This window comes from Streptomyces sp. S3(2020), from assembly GCF_013044505.1.
Lineage (GTDB): Bacteria > Actinomycetota > Actinomycetes > Streptomycetales > Streptomycetaceae > Streptomyces.
In genome coordinates, this window is the sequence record NZ_JABERD010000013.1 from 71,189 (window position 1) to 89,435 (window position 18,247).

General features: G+C 70.5%; 13 protein-coding genes. 7 read left to right on the forward strand and 6 right to left on the reverse strand.

From position 1 onward, the window contains the following. The first annotated feature begins 412 nt into the window (after positions 1-412). Both HLK59_RS07135 and rfbC read left to right on the forward strand, forming a co-directional pair. On the forward strand, positions 413-2,365 hold the full coding sequence (locus HLK59_RS07135) for a glycosyltransferase family 2 protein (RefSeq protein ID WP_171140395.1): 1,953 nt from the start codon (positions 413-415) through the stop codon (positions 2,363-2,365). 4 nt (positions 2,366-2,369) lie between these two features. Continuing rightward, on the forward strand, positions 2,370-2,978 hold the full coding sequence (rfbC, locus tag HLK59_RS07140; protein WP_171140396.1) for a dTDP-4-dehydrorhamnose 3,5-epimerase: 609 nt from the start codon (positions 2,370-2,372) through the stop codon (positions 2,976-2,978). Positions 2,979-3,050: 72 nt separating this feature from the next. On the opposite strand, the gene HLK59_RS07145 is transcribed toward rfbC, so the two are convergent. The 6 genes from HLK59_RS07145 to HLK59_RS07170 all read right to left on the reverse strand — a co-directional run bounded on the left by HLK59_RS07145 (position 3,051) and on the right by HLK59_RS07170 (position 10,970). Then, positions 3,051-3,905 carry a class I SAM-dependent methyltransferase gene (locus tag HLK59_RS07145; protein WP_206326864.1) on the reverse strand — a complete coding sequence of 285 codons (855 nt, stop codon included), beginning with the start codon at positions 3,903-3,905 and terminating at the stop codon, positions 3,051-3,053. A gap of 25 nt (positions 3,906-3,930) precedes the next feature. Further along, positions 3,931-4,791 carry a dTDP-4-dehydrorhamnose reductase gene (gene rfbD, locus HLK59_RS07150; RefSeq protein WP_171140397.1) on the reverse strand — a complete coding sequence of 287 codons (861 nt, stop codon included), beginning with the start codon at positions 4,789-4,791 and terminating at the stop codon, positions 3,931-3,933. Beyond that, positions 4,788-5,768: a dTDP-glucose 4,6-dehydratase gene (gene rfbB, locus HLK59_RS07155; protein ID WP_171140398.1), complete on the reverse strand. Its 981-nt coding sequence runs from the start codon at positions 5,766-5,768 to the stop codon at positions 4,788-4,790. The genes rfbD and rfbB overlap by 4 nt, the downstream gene beginning before the upstream one ends. Then, positions 5,765-6,832: a glucose-1-phosphate thymidylyltransferase gene (locus tag HLK59_RS07160; RefSeq protein ID WP_171140399.1), complete on the reverse strand. Its 1,068-nt coding sequence runs from the start codon at positions 6,830-6,832 to the stop codon at positions 5,765-5,767. The genes rfbB and HLK59_RS07160 overlap by 4 nt, the downstream gene beginning before the upstream one ends. 131 nt (positions 6,833-6,963) lie before the next feature. Continuing rightward, positions 6,964-9,420 carry a SpoIIE family protein phosphatase gene (locus HLK59_RS07165; protein WP_171140400.1) on the reverse strand — a complete coding sequence of 819 codons (2,457 nt, stop codon included), beginning with the start codon at positions 9,418-9,420 and terminating at the stop codon, positions 6,964-6,966. 185 nt (positions 9,421-9,605) lie between these two features. After that, positions 9,606-10,970 (reverse strand): S1 family peptidase, encoded by a 1,365-nt coding sequence (locus HLK59_RS07170; RefSeq protein ID WP_171140401.1) that lies wholly within the window; start codon positions 10,968-10,970, stop codon positions 9,606-9,608. Between the two features lie 189 nt (positions 10,971-11,159). Here HLK59_RS07170 and HLK59_RS07175 point away from each other — a divergent pair, with 189 nt between their 5' ends. From HLK59_RS07175 to HLK59_RS07195, 5 genes are all read left to right on the forward strand, one after another. Next, the gene (locus HLK59_RS07175) at positions 11,160-11,573 is read left to right on the forward strand and encodes a PaaI family thioesterase (protein WP_171140402.1); all 414 of its coding nucleotides are present in this window, start codon (positions 11,160-11,162) and stop codon (positions 11,571-11,573) included. A 445-nt stretch (positions 11,574-12,018) separates the two neighbouring features. Then, complete coding sequence (locus HLK59_RS07180) at positions 12,019-12,234, forward strand: type A2 lantipeptide (RefSeq protein ID WP_171140403.1); 216 nt, start codon at positions 12,019-12,021, stop codon at positions 12,232-12,234. A 116-nt stretch (positions 12,235-12,350) separates the two neighbouring features. Next, on the forward strand, positions 12,351-13,157 hold the full coding sequence (locus HLK59_RS07185; protein WP_171140404.1) for an HlyD family efflux transporter periplasmic adaptor subunit: 807 nt from the start codon (positions 12,351-12,353) through the stop codon (positions 13,155-13,157). Then, positions 13,154-15,376, forward strand: coding sequence for an NHLP family bacteriocin export ABC transporter peptidase/permease/ATPase subunit (locus HLK59_RS07190; protein ID WP_171140405.1), 2,223 nt, complete (start codon positions 13,154-13,156; stop codon positions 15,374-15,376). The genes HLK59_RS07185 and HLK59_RS07190 overlap by 4 nt, the downstream gene beginning before the upstream one ends. Before the next feature lies 1 nt (position 15,377). Next, a complete protein-coding gene (locus HLK59_RS07195) occupies positions 15,378-18,194 on the forward strand; it encodes an NHLP bacteriocin export ABC transporter permease/ATPase subunit (protein WP_171140406.1) in 2,817 nt (938 codons plus the stop codon). The last annotated feature ends 53 nt before the right edge of the window (positions 18,195-18,247 follow it).

The following is an 18,247-nucleotide window of genomic DNA, read 5'->3' on the forward strand; positions in this document are numbered from 1 at the left end:
GGCCGCTTCCGCACACACGGAGCGGCCCGGCCTTTGTACGCGTCCCCCGCGCACCTCACGGACGGTCATGGTGTGACACCGATCGAGTGACATGGAAGCCCCGGAGCCCCGCCGGCGCACATCCGTCGCCTGCCGACCGCAACCTTTCACTCGACCAAGCGCTCTACATGGGCGACATGTCTTCCGCGATCCACAGGTCCCCAGAGAGACACCGGAGCCGAGAACTCGACACTCGCGCACGGAGGTTCACCCTGCGGTCCGACTATCAGTGGGAGAGCGTCAACGTTCACCTGATCGGTATCCGATACGGGCGGTTGCCGAAGCCGGAACCGTAATGCCGTCGGGTTAGCATCTGGCCACAAGCACCGCACCGTGACAGAAACGACAAGCGACCCAAGGGGGACCGAGCCTCATGCCGGTCAAGGTCAGCGTCGTCGTCCCCGTGTACAACCCCGGGGTTTACATCGAGGACTGCATCGCATCTCTGAAGAGGCAGTCGCTGCCTCCCGACGAGTACGAAGTGGTCTTCGTCGACGACGGTTCCACCGACGGAACACCGGCAAGGCTCGATGAGCTCGCTGCCGAGGATTCCCACGTCCGAGTGATCCACCAGGAGAACTCCGGGTGGTCGGGCAAGCCGCGCAATGTGGGGATCGCCGCGTCCCAGGGCGAGTACGTCATGTTCGTCGACAACGACGACTACCTCGGCGACGAAGCCCTGGAGCGGATGTACGACTACGGCGTGGCCAACGGCGCCGACGTGATCGTGGGGAAGATGGCCGGCAAGGGACGTCCCGTCCCCGTCGAGCTGTTCCGCCGCAACCACCCGCACGCGACGGTCGAGAACGCCCCGCTCATCGACAGCCTCACCCCGCACAAGATGTTCCGCCGGGCCTTCCTCGACGACATCGGACTGCGCTTCCCCGAGGGCCGGCGGCGCCTGGAGGACCACGTCTTCATCGCCGAGGCGTATCTGCGCGCGGACAACGTCTCCGTGCTCAGCGACTACGTGTGCTACTACCACGTGCGCCGCGACGACGCCTCCAACGCCGGTTTCCAGCAGTTCGAACCGGCGGGGTACTTCAAGAACCTGCGCGAGGCCCTCGACGTCGTCGAGACGTACACCAAGCCGGGAGACCTGCGCGACCGTCTCTTCCGCCGCTGGCTGCGCAACGAGATGGTCGAGCGGATGCGCGGCAAGCGTCTGCTGGCGATGCCCGAGGACTACCGCCGCAGTCTGTTCACGGAGATCCACGCCACCGTCGTCGAGCGCTTCGGCCCCGGCGTCGCGGCCGGGCTCCCGCCGACACAGCGCGTCGTGGCCGAGCTGATCGCCGCGGACCGCTACGCCGATGTCGTCGCGTTCGCCGAGTGGGAGGCCGGCATCGCCCTCAGGGCGGTCCCGGAGGGCGTCGAGTGGCAGGACGGCTCGCTGCGGGTCGCTCTGCGCACCGAGTTCACCTCGGGCGGCGAGCCGATGCTGTTCCCCGCCGACGGCGTCCCGGCGACGGGCGGTCCGCCGCTGGACGCCGCCGAGGCCATCGCGTGGGTGTCCGCCGACTCCGTGGCACGGTTCGACACGACGACCGGCGACCTGCTGCTGCGCGAGCGCGCCAGCTCCGCCCAGCACTTCCAGTCCGTGCAGGTCACCCGGGAGACGGTCCCGGAAGGCGACGGCGACCGGGTGCGGCTGGTGCTGCGGGTGACGGCCACGGTCGACCCGGCCACCGCGGCGGGCGGCGTGCCCCCGGCCGACGGACTCTGGGACGCCTTCGTCCGCGTCCGCCTCGGCGGCTGGACCAAGGAGTGCCGGCTGGGCCCGGCCCCGGCCCACGACCGGCCCGTACCGCAGGCCGCCGTCGCGGGCGGCCGTACGGTCCTGCCGTACTGGACCCACCCGCACGGCAACCTCGCCCTCGCCGTGGACCGCGCACCCGAACGGCTCGGCCTGGACCGTGCCACGCCCGGGACCGTCACCGTCTCCGACGACCACATCCAGGTGCCCCTGCCGCTGTATGTGGCCGGGGAGCGGAAGATCGTGCTGCGGCTCGGCTCCGCGAGCATCGTGGACGTGCCCGGCACCCTCTCCCCCGCCGCCGACGGCTCGGGATCGGTGCTGGAGGCCGAGCTGCCGCTCGCCGAACTCAGGGCCTCCACCTGGCGGGTCGCGCTGAGTCCCGTCCCGGAGGCGACCGAACCGCGTTTCCTGGTGCTGCCGTTCGCCCTGCGCGTCACCGGCGAGACGGTCCGCGCGGTGCGCGCGCCCAACCCCGGTGGGCTGGAGCGGCTGGCCCGCCGGGTCCGCCGCAAGCTCGGCAGGGTGCTGCGCGGTGCGACGTCCCGGATCAAGAACGGCAGGAGGTAGCGGCGTGCGACCGCTGGGCATAGAGGGCGCCTGGGTGCTGGAACCCAAGGTGTTCCCGGACGAGCGGGGCAGTTTCCACGAGTGGTACCGCGGCGAGGAGTTCCGCGAGGCCACCGGGTACGACCTGTCGCTGGCGCAGGCGAACTGCTCGGTCTCCAAGCGGGGCGTGCTGCGCGGGGTGCACTTCGCGGATGTGCCTCCCGGCCAGGCCAAGTACGTCACCTGTGTACGCGGCGCCGTCCTGGACGTGGTGGTGGACATCCGTGTCGGCTCACCCACCTTCGGGAGCTGGGAGGCGGTGCGGCTCGACGACGACACACGGCACGCCGTGTTCCTCGCGGAGGGGCTCGGGCACGCGTTCATGGCGCTCACCGATGACGCCACCGTGGTGTACCTGTGCTCGACGGGATACGCGCCGGGACGTGAGCACGGGGTGCACCCGCTCGACCCGCAGCTGGGCATCGTCTGGCCCGAGGGGATCACGCCGGTGCTGTCGGAGAAGGACGGGCAGGCGCCGTCGCTGGCCGAGGCGGAGCGGTCCGGGCTGCTTCCCTCGTACGAGGAGTGCTCCGGCTACTACGAGCGGCTGCGCGCCGGGCGGCCCGGAGACTGACCGGACAGCAGTGGACCCCGTCCTTCGGCTCGAAGGGCGGGGTCCACTGCTGTCGTACCAGGAGCTGTCGTACTAGGAAGCCTTCGTGGCCTTGGCGGTGTCGGTGCCGTAGCGGGCCTTCAGCGCCTGGCGCTTGTTGCTGCCCTCCGCGTTCACGCCCTTCTCGATGATCACGAGATTGTGGAAGAAGTGGACGCCCACGATGTTGCGGTCGGTGTACGTGGGCTTGTAGTCCTCGTCCACGAACTCCTCGAAGTTCAGCCCGTCCGTCAGCCGCTTGAGCAGGCCCATGCTGGTGTCCGGGGAGTCGAGGTCCTCGCTGCCCATCCACTCGGGCCAGTAGGAGCTCTGGGTGTCCTCGACCACGTAGATGCCACCGTCCGCGAGCAGCGGGAAGAGGGTCTTGAACGTGGTGATGACATGCGGGCTGCGGTGGCTGCCGTCGTCGATGATGACGTCGAGCTTGCCGATCTTCCCGGCGATGGACAGCAGCGAGTCGGGATCGGACTGGTCGCCGATGTACGTCGTGATCCGGTCCTCGTCGACGAACGACTTGTCCTGGATGTCCACGCCGTGGATCTGCGCGTTGGGGAAGAAGGCCTTCCACATCCGCAGCGACGCACCGCCCTGGCCGGCCCGGGCGTAGCCGCCGATGCCGATCTCCAGGAGGTTGAACTCCTTGTTCTTCAGGTGCTGGAGGTAGCGCTGGTAGTGCTGCGCGTACTTGTGGGCGCCCCACTTGTCGGTCTTGAAGTGCGCGGCCAGCTTGCACAGGTCGTCGGAGATCGCGGCGACACCCGTGAGGGCCTTCGGCTTGGGCTTCGGCTGGGGACCGACCGTCCGCTGCTTGACCTTGCGCAGCGTCTGCCAGCCGCGCTCACCGACGACGGGTTTGACGGCCTTCTTCACGGCCGACTTGATCGACATGCTCCGGAATCTCCCTCTGTGATGGTCACGCCAGGGACGGAAAGGCCGCTCCCAGCGCCTCCCGCCAGTCTCGGATGGGGGCGAGGCCCGCCCGCTCCCAGCGCGCATGACCCAGCGCGCTGTACGCGGGACGGGGCGCGGGCCTCGGATAGGCCGCACTGCCCACCGGCCGCACCCGGTCGGGGTCGGCGCCGAGGTGCCGGAACACCTCACGCGCCAGTCCGTACCAGGTGGTCTCGCCGGAGCTGGTGGCGTGGAAGAGACCGCTCGCGTCCCGGCCGGAAAGGGGGCCGAGGTCGGCGATGCGGGTCGCCACGTCCGCGCTCCAGGTGGGCTGCCCCCGCTGGTCGTCGACGACGTCGACGGTGTCGCGGGAGGCCTCCAGTGCGATCATGGTGCTGACGAAGTTACGGCCGTGGGCGCCGTAGAGCCAGGCGGTGCGCAGCACGGCGCCGGTCTCGGGGAGCTCCTCCAGCACGGCCTGTTCGCCGGCCAGTTTGGTGCGGCCGTAGGCGGTGCGCGGCGCGGTCGGGTGGTCCTCGGGGTACGGGGTGCCGCGGGCGTCGCCGGCGAAGACGTAGTCGGTGGAGACATGGACCAGCCGCGCGCCCCGGGCCGCGCAGGCGCGGGCGAGGTTCCGCGGGCCGTCGCCGTTGATCAGCAGCGCCTGCTTCTCGTCGGTCTCGGCGTCGTCGACGGCGGTGTACGCGGCGCAGTTGACCACGAGGTCGGGGTGGTGCCCGGCGAGGACGGATTCGACGGCGTCGGGGTCGGTGATGTCGAGCGCGGCGCGGTCCAGGGCCGTCACCTGCTCGCCGCGGCGGGTCAGTTCGTCGACCGTGTCCCGGCCGAGCATCCCGCCGGCCCCGGTGACCAGCCACTTCATGCGTGCTCCTGGGCGACGCGTCGCTTCAGCGGCTCCCACCAGGAACGGTTCTCCCGGTACCAGGCGACGGTCTCGGCGAGGCCGGTCGCGAAGTCGTGCCGCGGCTGGTAGCCGAGCTCGGTGTGGATCTTGGTCCAGTCGACGGAGTAGCGCAGGTCGTGGCCCTTGCGGTCCTCGACGTACTCGACCATGTCCCAGTCGGCGCCGCTCGCTTCGAGGAGCAGTCCGGTCAGTTCCTTGTTGCTGAGTTCGGTGCCGCCGCCGATGTTGTAGACCTCGCCGGCCCGGCCCTTGGTGCGCACCAGGTCGACGCCCTGGCAGTGGTCGTCGACGTGCAGCCAGTCGCGGACGTTGCGGCCGTCGCCGTAGAGGGGGACCTTCAGGCCGTCGAGGAGGTTGCTGATGAAGAGCGGGATGACCTTCTCGGGGAACTGGTGGTGCCCGTAGTTGTTGGAGCAGCGGGTGACGCGGACGTCCATGCCGTGGGTGCGGTGGTAGGCGAGGGCCAGCAGGTCGGAGGAGGCCTTGGACGCCGAGTACGGCGAGTTGGGCTGCAACGGGTGGCTCTCGGGCCAGGAGCCGTGCTCGATGGAGCCGTAGACCTCGTCGGTGGAGACGTGCACGAACGGGCCGGTGCCGTGCCGCAGGGCCGCGTCCAGCAGGGTCTGGGTGCCGACCACGTTGGTCATCACGAAGTCGGTCGCGCCGGCGATGGAGCGGTCCACATGGGACTCCGCGGCGAAGTGCACGACCTGGTCGGCGTCGGCCATGAGCTTGTCGACCAGCTCCGCGTCACGGATGTCGCCCTGGACGAACTCCAGCCGGGGGTGGTCGAGTTCGAGGTTGTCCAGGGTGCCCGCGTAGGTGAGCTTGTCCAGCACGGTGATCCGTGGCGCGTCGGAGGCCTCCGAGGCGAGGAGTCTGCGCACGTACTGGGAGCCGATGAAGCCGGCGGCGCCGGTGACGAGGAGATTCATGAATGGATCTGCACCTTGCTGTGGTCTCCGAGCACGAGGCGGTGGGCACTGGGCATACCGGCCGTCGGGGTCACCTCGACATGGCGGCCGATGAGGGAGGACTCTATACGCCCCACGCCCTGGATCGAGGAGTCCCGCAACACGATCGAGAACTCCAACTCGCTGTCCTGGATCCGGCAGTTCTCCGCGACGGAGGTGAAGGGGCCCACATAGGAGTCGCTGACGACCGTCCCGGCGCCGATGATCACCGGGCCGACGACACGGGAGCCTGCGATCCGCGCCCCCTCCTCGACGACCACCCGGCCGACGAGCTCGGACCGTTCGTCGACCTCACCGTCGATGCGGTGCTCGATGGTCTCCAGGACCGTACGGTTCACCTCCAGCATGTCTCCGACGTTGCCGGTGTCCTTCCAGTAGCCCTTGATCACGGTGGAGCGGACGTCGGCGTGGATGTCGATGAGGTGCTGGATGGCGTGGGTGATCTCCAACTCGCCGCGCCAGGACGGTTCGATGGCGCGGACCGCCTCGTGGATCACGGGCGTGAAGAGGTAGACGCCGACCAGGGCGAGGTCGCTCTTGGGGGTCTCGGGCTTCTCCTCCAGGCCGATCACCTGGCCGGCGGAGTCGAGTTCGGCGACACCGAAGGAGCGCGGGTCGGGCACATGGGTGAGGAGGATCTGGGCGGCGGGCCGGTTGGTACGGAACTCGTCGACCAGCCCGGAGATGCCGCCGACGATGAAGTTGTCGCCGAGGTACATCACGAAGTCGTCGTCGCCGAGGAAGTCCCGTGCGATCAGCACCGCGTGGGCCAGTCCGAGCGGGCGCTCCTGGGGGATGTAGGTGATCTCCAGGCCGAACTTCGAGCCGTCGCCGACGGCTTCCTCGATCTCGGCGGCGGTGTCACCGACGATCACTCCGACTTCGGTGATCCCGGCGGCCGCGATGGACTCCAGACCGTAGAAAAGGACGGGTTTGTTGGCCACGGGCACGAGTTGCTTGGCCGATGTGTGGGTGATCGGCCGCAATCGCGTACCGGCGCCACCAGACAGGACAAGAGCCTTCATTTGGTTCACCTTAGTCTGGTTCGCCGGTAACAGGCTCGGTCCTCACCGTCACGGGGGTTCAACTTCCTTCTGCTCCACGGACGCACGGCGGGGTTCACGGAACCGGGTACCCCGCCAGCGTCGCTCGGCACTCACCCCTCCAGTGAGATCTCGCTCCACACCTGCTTGCCCCCGCTGACCGGCAGCGTCCCCCAGGCGTCCGACATGGCCTCGACGAGGAGGATGCCGCGCCCGCCGGTGGCCTCCCAGCCGATACGGGTCGCCCTCGCGGGGGTGCGCGGTGAGGAGTCGGCGACGGCGACGCGCAGCCGGTGGTTGACGAGGGTGAGGTCGAGGCGGACCCGGCCGTCGGTGTGCACGAGGGCGTTGGTGACGAGTTCGGACACGACGAGCAGCACGGTGTCCAGGACATCGCCGGACACGCCCCAGGCGCGCATGGTGCGCCGCGTGAAACGGCGGGCGTGGCCGACGGCCTGCGGGACGCGCCACACCGTCCAGCTCTCGCGCTGCGGACGGGTGGCCATGCCGTCGTAGCGCAGGAGGAGCAGGGCGACGTCGTCGCTGCGGCGGGCGCTGCCCAGCAGCGCGTCGGCGACGAGGCCCAGGTGGGCGGGGTCGGAGACGGACAGTTCGTGGGCGAAGCGGTCCATGCCCTCGTCGATGTCGGAGTCGACGGACTCCACGAGGCCGTCGGTGGTCAGGGCGACCAGGGTGCCGGGCCGGAGCCTGAGCGGGGTCATCGGGAAGTCCGCCTGCATGACCACGCCGAGGGGCGGGCCGCCGTCGGCCTCGGCGATCTCGGTTGCGCCGTCCGGGTGACGCAGCACCGGCGGCAGGTGTCCGGCGCGTACGCACCAGGCGGAGCCCTCCTCCATGTCGACGTCGACATAGCAGCAGGTGGCGAAGAGGTCGGTCTCCATGTCCATGAGGAGCCGGTTGGCATGGGAGACGACGACGTCCGGCGGGTGTCCTTCGACGGCGTAGGCGCGCAGGGCGGTGCGCATCTGGCCCATCAGGGTGGCGGCGGCCGCGCTGTGGCCCTGGACGTCGCCGATGACGAGGGCGACATGGTTGTCGGGCAGCGGGATCACGTCGTACCAGTCGCCGCCCAGCTCAAGCCCCGCGGTGCTGGGCAGATAGCGGGCGACCGCGATGGCGCCGGGCAGCTTGGGCAGGCGGCGCGGGAGCAGCTGGCGCTGGAGCATGCCGACGAGCTCGTGTTCGGCGTCGAAGGCGTGGGCCCGCATCAGGGCCTGGCCCGCGAGGCCGGCGGAGGCGGTGAGCAGGGCGCGTTCGTCGGGGCCGAACTCGTGCGGGGTGTCCCAGCCGATCAGACAGGCGCCGGCCATGCGGCCCCCGCCGGGCAGCGGCAGCACGGCGAGGCCGCCGGGGCCGACCTCGGCGAGGGCGGGTTCCAGGGCGGTGCCGGCGGGCCAGATCTGGGCGCGGCCCTCGCTCAGGGCGGCGGCGAGGGTGGGCATGGCGCGTACGGGCGCGTCGGGCCACTCGGTGCGCCACTCCAGGCGCCACAGCTCGGGCCAGGACTCCTGTTCGGGCGGGTCCAGGACGGTGACGATGAGCCGGTCGCCCTCCAGCTCGGCGAGTGCGATGCGGTCGGCCTGGAGCGGCTTGCGCAGGGCGGCGACCACGGCCTGGCTGACGTCACGCACCGTGCCGGCGGTGGCCAGGGCGGCGGCCAGGCGCTGGACGCGGGCCACGTCGGTGACGTCGGAGCGCAGGGTGGAGGCGTCGGCGACGGTGCCCACCAGGCGGGCGGGCCGGCCCTCGCGGCCCGGCAGAAGGCGGCCGCGCAGTCTGAGCCACTTGGGTGGGCCGGTGGGCTGGAGGACCCGGAACTCCAGTTCGCGGTCGCCGATGGACATGTGGTCCGCCTCGACGACCGACATCAGGGAGGGCAGGTCCTCGGGCACGGTCAGCGCCAGCAGGGTCTCGACGCGGCCGTCGAAGTCCTCGCGGCCCATGCGGAACAGTTCCAGGATGTCGACGCCGACCTCGACGCGTCCGGTGTCCATGGCGAGGCTGAAGGCGTTGGCGAGCAGTTCCTCGCCCTCGGCGGGCCGGGCCGGGGCGGCGTAGGCCACGGCGTCGGCGATCAGTTCCAGACAGGCCCGGTCGTCGGCGTCGAAGCCGTCCGGACGCTCGCTCACCGCGACCAGACAGCCTGTGCCGCCGTCCCCGCGGGCGGGCAGGGCGGCGAGGCAGAAGTCCCCCGCCGGTGTACGCCGTGCCTCGGCGGCCTCGGCGAGTTCCTCGGGGCCGAGCCAGGCGGCCTTGCCGGTGCGGTGGACGTCGGCCACCGGGGACTGTCCGGCGGCGGGATAGCCGTCGCGCACGCCGTACAGGGTCCGCGGCACCCCGACGGACTCCACCAGGCACAGCAGCTCGCCGTCCTGGCTCGGCGTGTACACGCCGGCGAAGGAGGCCCTGGCGAAGACGAGCACCTGCTCCAGGACGCGCCGCAGCCGTTCGGGCGAGCCCGGATCGGCCGTGACCGCTTTGAGGGCGATTTCGGCACGCGGCGTTCCCGTTCTGCGTCCCGCAGCGCCCTCACTGACCACGTCCGCCATTACAGCGCTTATGAGACACCCGCGCAGCCCCTGTGACCGTTCCGTGGAGTGTCCGCGGTGACTCTGCGCCGTCCGCGCCCGGAACCCACGCCGTCGTGCCGGGACGCACGAACGGTCCGGCCCTCCCGCCGGAGGGCCGGACCGTGTCCGTGGACTTGCTGGTGGGGCTTGGTGGGGCAGTGGGGTCAGTGGGTCTCGGTCAGGTCCGAGGCGCCGTCCTCCGCGCCCGCGCCGGCTTCCTCGCCGCCGACCTCCTGGCCACCGACCTCTTCACCGCCGACTTCTTCACCGCCGACCTCCTGGCCGCCGACCTCTTCGCCGCCGACCTCTTCGCCGCCGACCTCTTCACCCGCACCGGCTTCCTCGCCCGCGCCGGCCTCTTCACCGGCACCGGCCTCGTCACCCGCGCCGGCCTCCTCGCCGCCCGCCGCGTCGCCCGCGCCGAGGGTCGCGCCGACCGCCTCCAGGGCGGTGGTGACCGGCTGGAAGAAGGTCTCGCCGCCGACCGTGCAGTCGCCGCTGCCGCCGGAGGTCAGACCGATGGCCAGACCGTCCTGGGTGAACAGCGAGCCGCCGCTGTCGCCGGGTTCGGCGCAGACGTTGGTCTGGATGAGCCCGGTGACGGTGCCCTCCGGGTAGTTGACGGTGGCGTCGAGTCCGAGGACCTGCCCGTCGGCGAGGCCGGTGGTGCTGCCCATCCGGAACACCTGGGCGCCGACCGTGGCGTCCGCGGCCTGGGAGATCGCGACGGTCTGGTCGCCGACGTTGACCTCGCTCGGTGCGACGGTCGCCGGGTCGTTGTACTTGACCAGCGCGAAGTCGCCGTCACCGGGGAAGGTGGCCTGGTCGACGGTGGCGATCGGGGCGCCGCCGTCCGCGTCGGACCACTCCGCCGCCGCGACACCGCAGTGACCGGCGGTCAGGAAGGCCGGGGTGCCGTCGCCCGCGGTGACGTTGAACCCCGCCGAGCAGCGGGCGCCGCCGGCGAAGATGGCGTCGCCGCCGGAGAGGTACGTCTTGAAGGTGCCGGCCGACTTCTTGATGGTCGCCATGCCCGAGCCCAGCGTCTGGACCGTGGACTCCAGCTGGTCCCACTTGTCGCCGGTGACCGTGGTGTCGGCGGTGACGAGGATCTTGTTCGTCCGGGGGTCCACGGCCCAGGCGGTGCCCGGGATGGTGGCGTCGGCCTTCAGCGTCTGCGCGCCGGCCGCCAGTTCGGCGAGGCTGTTGTCGACCTCGCGTATCTCCGCGCCGGCCTTCTTCGCCTGGACGATCACGTTGTTGTTGTCGCCCGAGATGACGTTGACGACGAGCTGCTGCTGGTCCGCGTCGTAGTACGAACCGGCGAACGCCTCGCCGAGCAGGTCCGCGAGCTGCGAGGCGAGGTCCGAGGCGTCCGATGCCTTGAGGGTCTTGGGGGCGGCAGCCTGGCCCGAGGAGCTGTCCTGGCCGGCGTTGGCCTGCGGCAGGAGAATTGCGGCTGCTCCGAGCGCCACCACGCTGCCCGCTGCGATCGCGGCCTTGCGCTTCGGAATTCGCTTGTGACTCAAACTACTCGACCTCCTGAAGGACGGGGTCAGTGCCGCCGGTCGTCGGCGGCTTGTCGGGGCGCCTGGATGGCAGTGGGTACGCAGGAGTCACGTGGGGCGTTCAATTCCGTTTGCAGGCAATCTCTTTACGCAACCGGGAATCGGCCAGGGTCCGCGTCCGGCGGGCCGACAGCGGGAACAATCCCCCATATGACGATGACCACCGCCGAAGCCGACAAGATCCTCTCCGACAACTTCGCCCCTTGGGTCCTTGAGCTGGGCCTGTCGGTCGAGGCCCTGGGAGACCACCGCGCCACCCTGCGTCTGCCCTGGTCGGACCGCCTGTCACGGGAGGGCGGGGCACTGTCGGGACAGGCCCTGATGGCCGCCGCCGACACCGCCACCGTCATCGCGGTCTCGGGGGCGCGCGGTGCCTACGGACCGATGACGACAGTGCAGCAGTCGACGTCGTTCCAGCGTGCGGTGGCCGGTTCGGATGTCCTGATCGAAGCGGTCGTCACCAAGCTGGGCCGGCGCATGGCGTTCGCCGACATCACGATGACCGACGCGGAGTCGGGCGAACTCGCGGCCCGGGCGAGCACGGTGTACGCACTGCTGGGCTGACACGGTCCGCAACCGGTCGGCGACCGTCGGTCCCGGATTCCGTCCCGAATCCCGGCTTCAGGGAATCTGCACATCCAATACTCAACGAAGTCACCGGGTGCGGTGGTTCTGCACAATCCGGCGAGGCCTCGTACGTCATTGGGGCGGGAGTGTCGCATTCGTTTCCCGGGCCGCAAGAGCGCGTATGAACGGAACACGTGCCGGGTGTGAAGAAGTCGCCAGCGAGCCGTGCGCACTCCTGCACCGTTCGGTGCTTGTGGGGCTCAAGTTGCCTGGTGAGGCCGTTGGTTGATTGGAAGGGCACGGCTGCCGCGTGCTTTGATCCATCGCACCGCAGGAGCCGCACAGGGCTTCGGAAACGGGCGCTGGGCGCCTGCGGTCGCGGCCGTCCCCAGAGGGGTCACCGCTCCCCCTTGTGAATATCCATATGAAGGGAAGTTCCATCATGAACTCCACCCCCCAGGTTGAGACCGTCGAGATCTCCGACGCCGAGCTCGACAACGTCTCCGGCGGCCTGCAGCTGAACGCCCTGGGCACCGTCACCGGCCTGGTGGACGGCATCGCCCCGGTTTCCGGCCTGGTCGGCACGGCTGTCGGCACCGTCGAGGGTGTCACCGGTCTCTCCGTGGCCCCGGTCACGAACCTGGTCGCCGGTCTCTGATCGCACCTTGTGCCGTGAGTCCCGGAGCCGTTTCCCGGCTCCGGGACTCACGGATGCCATGAAGCAACCGGCTCCCAGGGGCCGGTCCACTGTCGTTTTCAGGTGAGGGAAGTTCCGTGCAGTTCCGCCAACAGGCCCTCGCCAAGCTCCAGTCGCCGGAGGAACTCGACCTCCCGGTGCGGTTCGCCCGCCCCCAGGGCTGGCTCGCGCTCTCCGTGACGGTGGTCGTCATGGCCGCCGCGTCGGTGTGGGCGGTGACCGGTTCGGTCGCCTCCACCGTGAGCGCGTCCGCGATCCTCACCCACGGTCAGGGCAGTTACATCCTCCAGAGCCCCGTCGCGGGCCAGGTCACCGCGGTCCTCGCCGAGCAGGGCGAGCGGTTGCCCGCCGGTTCCCCGGTGCTGAAGGTCCGTACGTCCGACGGCGACAGCGTCGTCCGCTCGGTAGCCGCGGGGCGGATCACCGCGCTGGCCGCGACCATCGGGCAGATCATCCAGACCGGGGCGAACGTCGCCGCCGTGGAGAAGGTCGCGCACACCGAGGACCCCCTGTACGCCACGGTGTACGTGCCCGCCGAGAACGCGGCGTCCATCCCCGCGCACGCCGCCGTGGACCTCACCGTCTCCTCGGTGCCCACCCAGGAGTACGGCGTGCTGCGCGGCCATGTGAAGTCGGTGGACCGCTCGGCGCAGTCGGCGCAGCAGATCTCCGCGTTCCTCGGGGACAGCCAGCTCGGCGAGCAGTTCACCAAGGACGGCAGGCCGGTGGCCGTCCTGGTGAAGCTGGACACCTCGTCCGGCACGAAGAGCGGCTACACGTGGTCCTCCAAGGACGGGCCGCCCTTCACCCTCACCTCCATGACCGTGGCCACGGGTTCGATCCGGCTGGCCGACCAGCGCCCCGTCGATTGGCTGCTGCCGTGAGCACCGCACAGGACACCCGCAGCAGACGCCGCGCCACCCCGCCCAAGCGCCCCGTCCCCAAGGGGAGGGCGAAGACCGTCCGTACGCCCACCGTCCTCCAGATGGAGGCCGTGGAGTGCGGTGCCGCCTCGCTGGCGATGGTGCTGGGCCACTTCGGCAAGCACGTCCCGCTGGAGGAGCTGCGCATCGCGTGCGGTGTCTCGCGCGACGGCTCCCGCGCCAGCAACCTCCTCAAGGCGGCGCGCAGTTACGGTCTGACCGCCAAGGGCATGCAGATGGACACGGCAGCCCTCGCCGGGGTGAGGACGCCGGCCGTGCTGTTCTGGGAGTTCAACCACTACGTCGTCTACGACGGCATGGGCCGCCGCTTCGGCCGCCGCGGGGTGTACATCAACGACCCCGGCAAGGGCCGCCGGTTCGTGCCCATGGAGGACTTCGACTCCAGCTTCACCGGTGTCGTCCTGGTGATGGAGCCGGGCGACGGCTTCACCAGGGGCGGGCGCAAGCCGGGTGTGCTCGGCGCGATGCCGGCCCGGCTGCGCGGCACCGCGGGCACGATGCCCGCCGCGGTGCTGGCGAGCCTGCTCCTCGTGCTGGTCGGCGCCGCGGTACCCGCGCTGAGCCGTACCTATATCGACATGTTCCTGATCGGCGGGCAGACCTCCCTGCTCGGCGTGCTGTTCGCGTCGATGGGGACGTGTGTCCTGCTCACCCTGGTCCTCACCTGGCTGCAACAGGCGAACCTGCTGCACGGCCGCATCATCTCCTCCACGCTCTCCAGCGCCCGCTTCCTGCGCCATCTGCTGCGGCTGCCGGTGACGTTCTTCTCCCAGCGCAGCCCGGCCGACCTGGTGCAGCGACTCCAGTCCAACGACGCCGTGGCCGAGACCCTGGCCCGCGACCTCGCGGCGGCGGGCGTGGACGCGGTGGTCGTCGTGCTCTACGCCGTGCTGCTGTACACCTACGATCCGCAGCTCACGTTCGTCGGTATCGGTGTCGCCCTGTTCAACATCGTCGCCATGCGGGTCGTCATCCGGCTGCGCGCCACCCGTACGGCGAAACTCCGCGCGGACAGCGCCCGGCTCACCAACACCGCCTACACGGGCCTCCAGTTGATCGAGACGATGAAGGCGACCGGCGGCGAGGACGGCTACTTCCGCAAGTGGGCCGGGCAGCACGCCACCACGCTGGAGGAGCAGCAGCGGCTCGGTGTGCCGAGCGCCTGGCTGGGCGTCGTCGCCCCGACGCTGGCCTCGCTGAACAGTGCGCTGATCCTGTGGATCGGCGGTATGCGCGCGGTGGAGGGCGGTATCTCGGTCGGTCTGCTGGTGGCGTTCCAGGCCCTGGTCACCCGCTTCACCGCCCCGATCACCCGCCTCAACGGAGTCGCCGGGCGCATCCAGGACTTCGCGGCGGACGTGGCCCGTCTCAAGGACGTGGAGAACTTCCAGGCGGACCCGCTCTACGGCCGCCCCGGAGCCGGCGACTCCACGCGCCGTCTGCACGGCCACGTCGAGCTGGAGAACATCACCTTCGGCTACAACCCCCTGGACAAGCCCCTGTTGACCGGCTTCGACCTCACCGTCGGCCCCGGTCAGCAGGTGGCCCTGGTCGGCGGGTCGGGCAGCGGCAAGTCCACGGTCTCCCGGCTGATCTCGGGCCTGTACACGGCCTGGGAGGGTGTCATCCGTATCGACGGACAGCGGCTGGAGGACATCCCGCGCGGGGCGCTCGCCTCCTCCGTCTCCTTCGTCGACCAGGACGTCTTCCTCTTCGAGGGCTCGGTCCGCGACAACGTGGCGCTGTGGGACCCCTCGATCCCGGACGAGGCGGTGGTGGACGCACTGCGGGACGCGGCGCTGTACGACGTGGTGATGCGCCGCCCCGGCGGCATCCGGAGCCGGGTCGAGCAGGACGGCCGCAACTTCTCCGGCGGTCAGCGCCAACGCCTGGAGATCGCCAGGGCGTTGGTCCGCCGCCCCAGCATCCTCGTGCTGGACGAGGTGACGAGCGCCCTGGACGCGGAGACCGAGCAGATCGTGATGGACAACCTCCGCAGGCACGGCTGTGCGTGTGTGGTGATCGCACACCGGCTCAGCACCGTGCGCGACAGCGACGAGATCGTCGTCCTCCAGCACGGCACGATCGTGGAACGCGGGCGGCACGAGGAGCTGGTGGCGCACGGCGGTGCGTACGCGGCTCTGGTCAGGGAGCGTTGAGATGACCACCGCACACGAAGGGGACGTCGTCCTCACGGCGCTCGGCGCCATGGGTACCCCCGTCGACTGCTCCGGGTTCAACCGCCTCGATCTCGAAGGCCCGCAGGTGCTGTGGCTGGTCGCGTCGGGAGCCGTGGACCTGTTCGCGGTGGACGCCGAACAGCAGGGCCACTGGCACCACTTGGGCCGGCTGGAGGCGGGCTCCCTGATCCTGGGGCCCGGTCCAGGACCGCAGCACACCTTGGTCGCCCGCCCGCTCAGGGACTGTGTGGTCCACCGCATCGGTCTGCGCGAGCTGTACCAGCCCGCGAACACTCAGACCTGGTCCTACGACGAGTACGGCAACCCCCAGTACGTACCGCCGACTTCGAGCCCGCTGGAGTACGCCCTCGCCCTCGGCGTCGGCCGCAGCCTCTCGATCCTCTTCCAGGCGCCGATGGCGAACGAGCGGGCCGCCGAGGTGACGGACGACGACGTGTTCTGGATGCAGGTGCCGCCGGGCAGCGTGCAGTACGGATCGCTGTACGGCGCGGAGGCGGCCGCCGACCTGCTGATGGACCCGGCGATGTGGCAGAGCATGGTCGATCAGCAGTACCGGCTGCTGACCACGCTGGACCGCTGGATCGAGCAGCTGGAACGCACCCACGAGACCCGTACGGCGGAGGGCATCAAGGCGGGTGAGGCGGTCCGCGCCCAGGCCGACCGGACCCTGCTCGCGTCGATCGGCAAGTCCTCGGACCGGCGCACCACGGCCGCCGACGCGGACGCCTCCTACGCGGCGTGCAGGCTGGTCGCCCGGGCCGCCGGGATCACGCTCGCCGACCCGGCGCAGAGCGGCACCGGAAGCGATCGTCTCGACCCGGTCGAGCAGATCGCGCTCGCCTCCCGCATCCGGGCCCGGGCCGTCCGTCTGGACGGCACCTGGTGGCGGGACGACGTCGGTCCGCTGGTGGGGCACCGTGCGCTGTCCGGTGCTCCGGTCGCGCTGCTGTGGCGGCGCGGCGGCTATGTGGCGGTACATCCGGCGACGGGCCGTGAGACCCCGATCGAGAAGGCCAACGCGGAGGAGTTCGAGCCGCGTGCCGTCATGTTCTACCGGCCGCTGCCCGAGCGGCGGCTCAGTCCGCTCGGGCTGCTGCGGTTCAGCATGCAGGGCATGGGCGGGGACCTGACGAATCTCCTGCTCAGCGGGCTCGTCACGGTCGCGATCGGGGCGATCGTACCGATCGCGACCGGCAGGATCCTCGGTGAGTTCGTGCCGAAGGCGCAGACGCATCTGATCGTGCAGGTCTGTCTCGCGGTGATGATCAGCAGTTTCGTCGCCGCCGCGTTCATGCTGCTCCAGAACCTGACCATCCTGCGCCTAGAGGGCCGTATCGAGGCGACCCTCCAGCCGGCGGTCTGGGACCGGCTGCTCCGGTTGCCGACGAAGTTCTTCACCGAGCGGTCCACCGGTGAGCTGGCGAGCGCGGCGATGGGCATCAGTTCGATCCGCCGGCTGCTGGCCGGAGTCGGGCCGGTCGTCGCCCAGTCGGTGACCGTGGGCGCGATGAACCTGGGGCTGCTGTTCTGGTACAGCGCCTCGATGGCGATGGCGGCGATCGGCATGCTCGTGGTCATCGCCGGGATGTTCCTGGGGCTCGGGCTGTGGCAGGTGCGCTGGCAGCGGCGTCTGGTGGTGCTCGGCAACAAGCTGAACAACCAGGCCTTCCAGACCCTGCGCGGGCTGCCCAAGCTGCGGGTCGCGGCCGCCGAGAACTACGCGTACGCGGCCTGGGCCTCGCAGTTCGCGCGCAGCCGGGAGCTCCAGCAGAAGGTGGGGCGGATCAAGAACCTCACCACGGTGATGGGCGCCGTCTATCTGCCGGTCTGCACCCTGCTGATGTTCATGCTGCTCGCGGGGCCGGCGCGCGGGTCGATGTCGGCGGCGGCGTTCCTCACCTTCAACACCTCGGTGACGATGGTGCTGACCTCCGTCACCCAGCTGACCGGCGCCTTCGTCTCGGCGGTGGGCGCGCTGCCGCTGTTCGAGGAGATCAAGCCCGTCCTCGACGCGGCCCCCGAGGTACGCACGGCCAACACCCGCCCCGGTCCGCTGTCCGGCGGGATCGAGGCGCGCCGGCTGTCCTTCCGCTACTCCGACGACGGCCCCCTCGTCCTGGACGACGTGTCGTTCGAGGTGCGCCCGGGCGAGTTCGTGGCGGTCGTCGGCCCCAGCGGCTGCGGCAAGTCGACGCTGCTCAGGCTGTTGATCGGCTTCGATCCGCCGGTCTCGGGCAGTGTGCTGTACGACGGTCAGGACCTGGCGGCGCTCGACCAGTCGGCGGTGCGCCGGCAGTGCGGGGTGGTGCTCCAGCACGCCCAGCCGTTCAACGGCTCGATCATGGACGTCATCTGCGGGACCGAGCCGTTCACGCCGGAGGAGGTCATGGCGGCGGCCGAGATGGCGGGGCTCTCGGAGGACATCAAGCGGATGCCGATGGGACTGCACACGATCGTCTCCGGCAGCGGTGCGGTCTCCGGCGGCCAGCGCCAACGGCTCATGATCGCGCAGGCGTTGATCCGCCGGCCGCGCATCCTGTTCTTCGACGAGGCGACCAGCGCCCTCGACAACGAGACACAGCGCAGGGTGATCGAGTCCACCAAGGCCCTCAACGCCACCCGCATCGTCATCGCGCACCGCCTCTCCACAGTCCTGGACGCCGACCGTGTGATCGTCATGGAGGACGGCAAGGTGGCCCAGCAGGGCCCGCCCGCGCAGTTGCTCGCGGACACGGGAGGGCGGCTGCACGAGCTGGTACGCCGACAGCTGGCGTGAGAGGGCCGAGTCGAGGGCGTGGACGCGGCGCTGCGCGTTCTGCCGGACCCGGG

Bases quoted from the DNA above. Each gene is read 5' to 3' on its own strand.
- HLK59_RS07195 (WP_171140406.1), top strand. From the start codon at position 15,378: ATGACCACCGCACACGAAGGGGACGTCGTCCTCACGGCGCTCGGCGCC.
- HLK59_RS07165 (WP_171140400.1), bottom strand. From the start codon at position 9,420: ATGGCGGACGTGGTCAGTGAGGGCGCTGCGGGACGCAGAACGGGAACG.
- rfbD (WP_171140397.1), bottom strand. From the start codon at position 4,791: ATGAAGTGGCTGGTCACCGGGGCCGGCGGGATGCTCGGCCGGGACACG.
- rfbB (WP_171140398.1), bottom strand. From the start codon at position 5,768: ATGAATCTCCTCGTCACCGGCGCCGCCGGCTTCATCGGCTCCCAGTAC.
- HLK59_RS07135 (WP_171140395.1), top strand. From the start codon at position 413: ATGCCGGTCAAGGTCAGCGTCGTCGTCCCCGTGTACAACCCCGGGGTT.
- HLK59_RS07180 (WP_171140403.1), top strand. From the start codon at position 12,019: ATGAACTCCACCCCCCAGGTTGAGACCGTCGAGATCTCCGACGCCGAG.
- HLK59_RS07145 (WP_206326864.1), bottom strand. From the start codon at position 3,905: ATGTCGATCAAGTCGGCCGTGAAGAAGGCCGTCAAACCCGTCGTCGGT.
- HLK59_RS07160 (WP_171140399.1), bottom strand. From the start codon at position 6,832: ATGAAGGCTCTTGTCCTGTCTGGTGGCGCCGGTACGCGATTGCGGCCG.
- HLK59_RS07175 (WP_171140402.1), top strand. From the start codon at position 11,160: ATGACGATGACCACCGCCGAAGCCGACAAGATCCTCTCCGACAACTTC.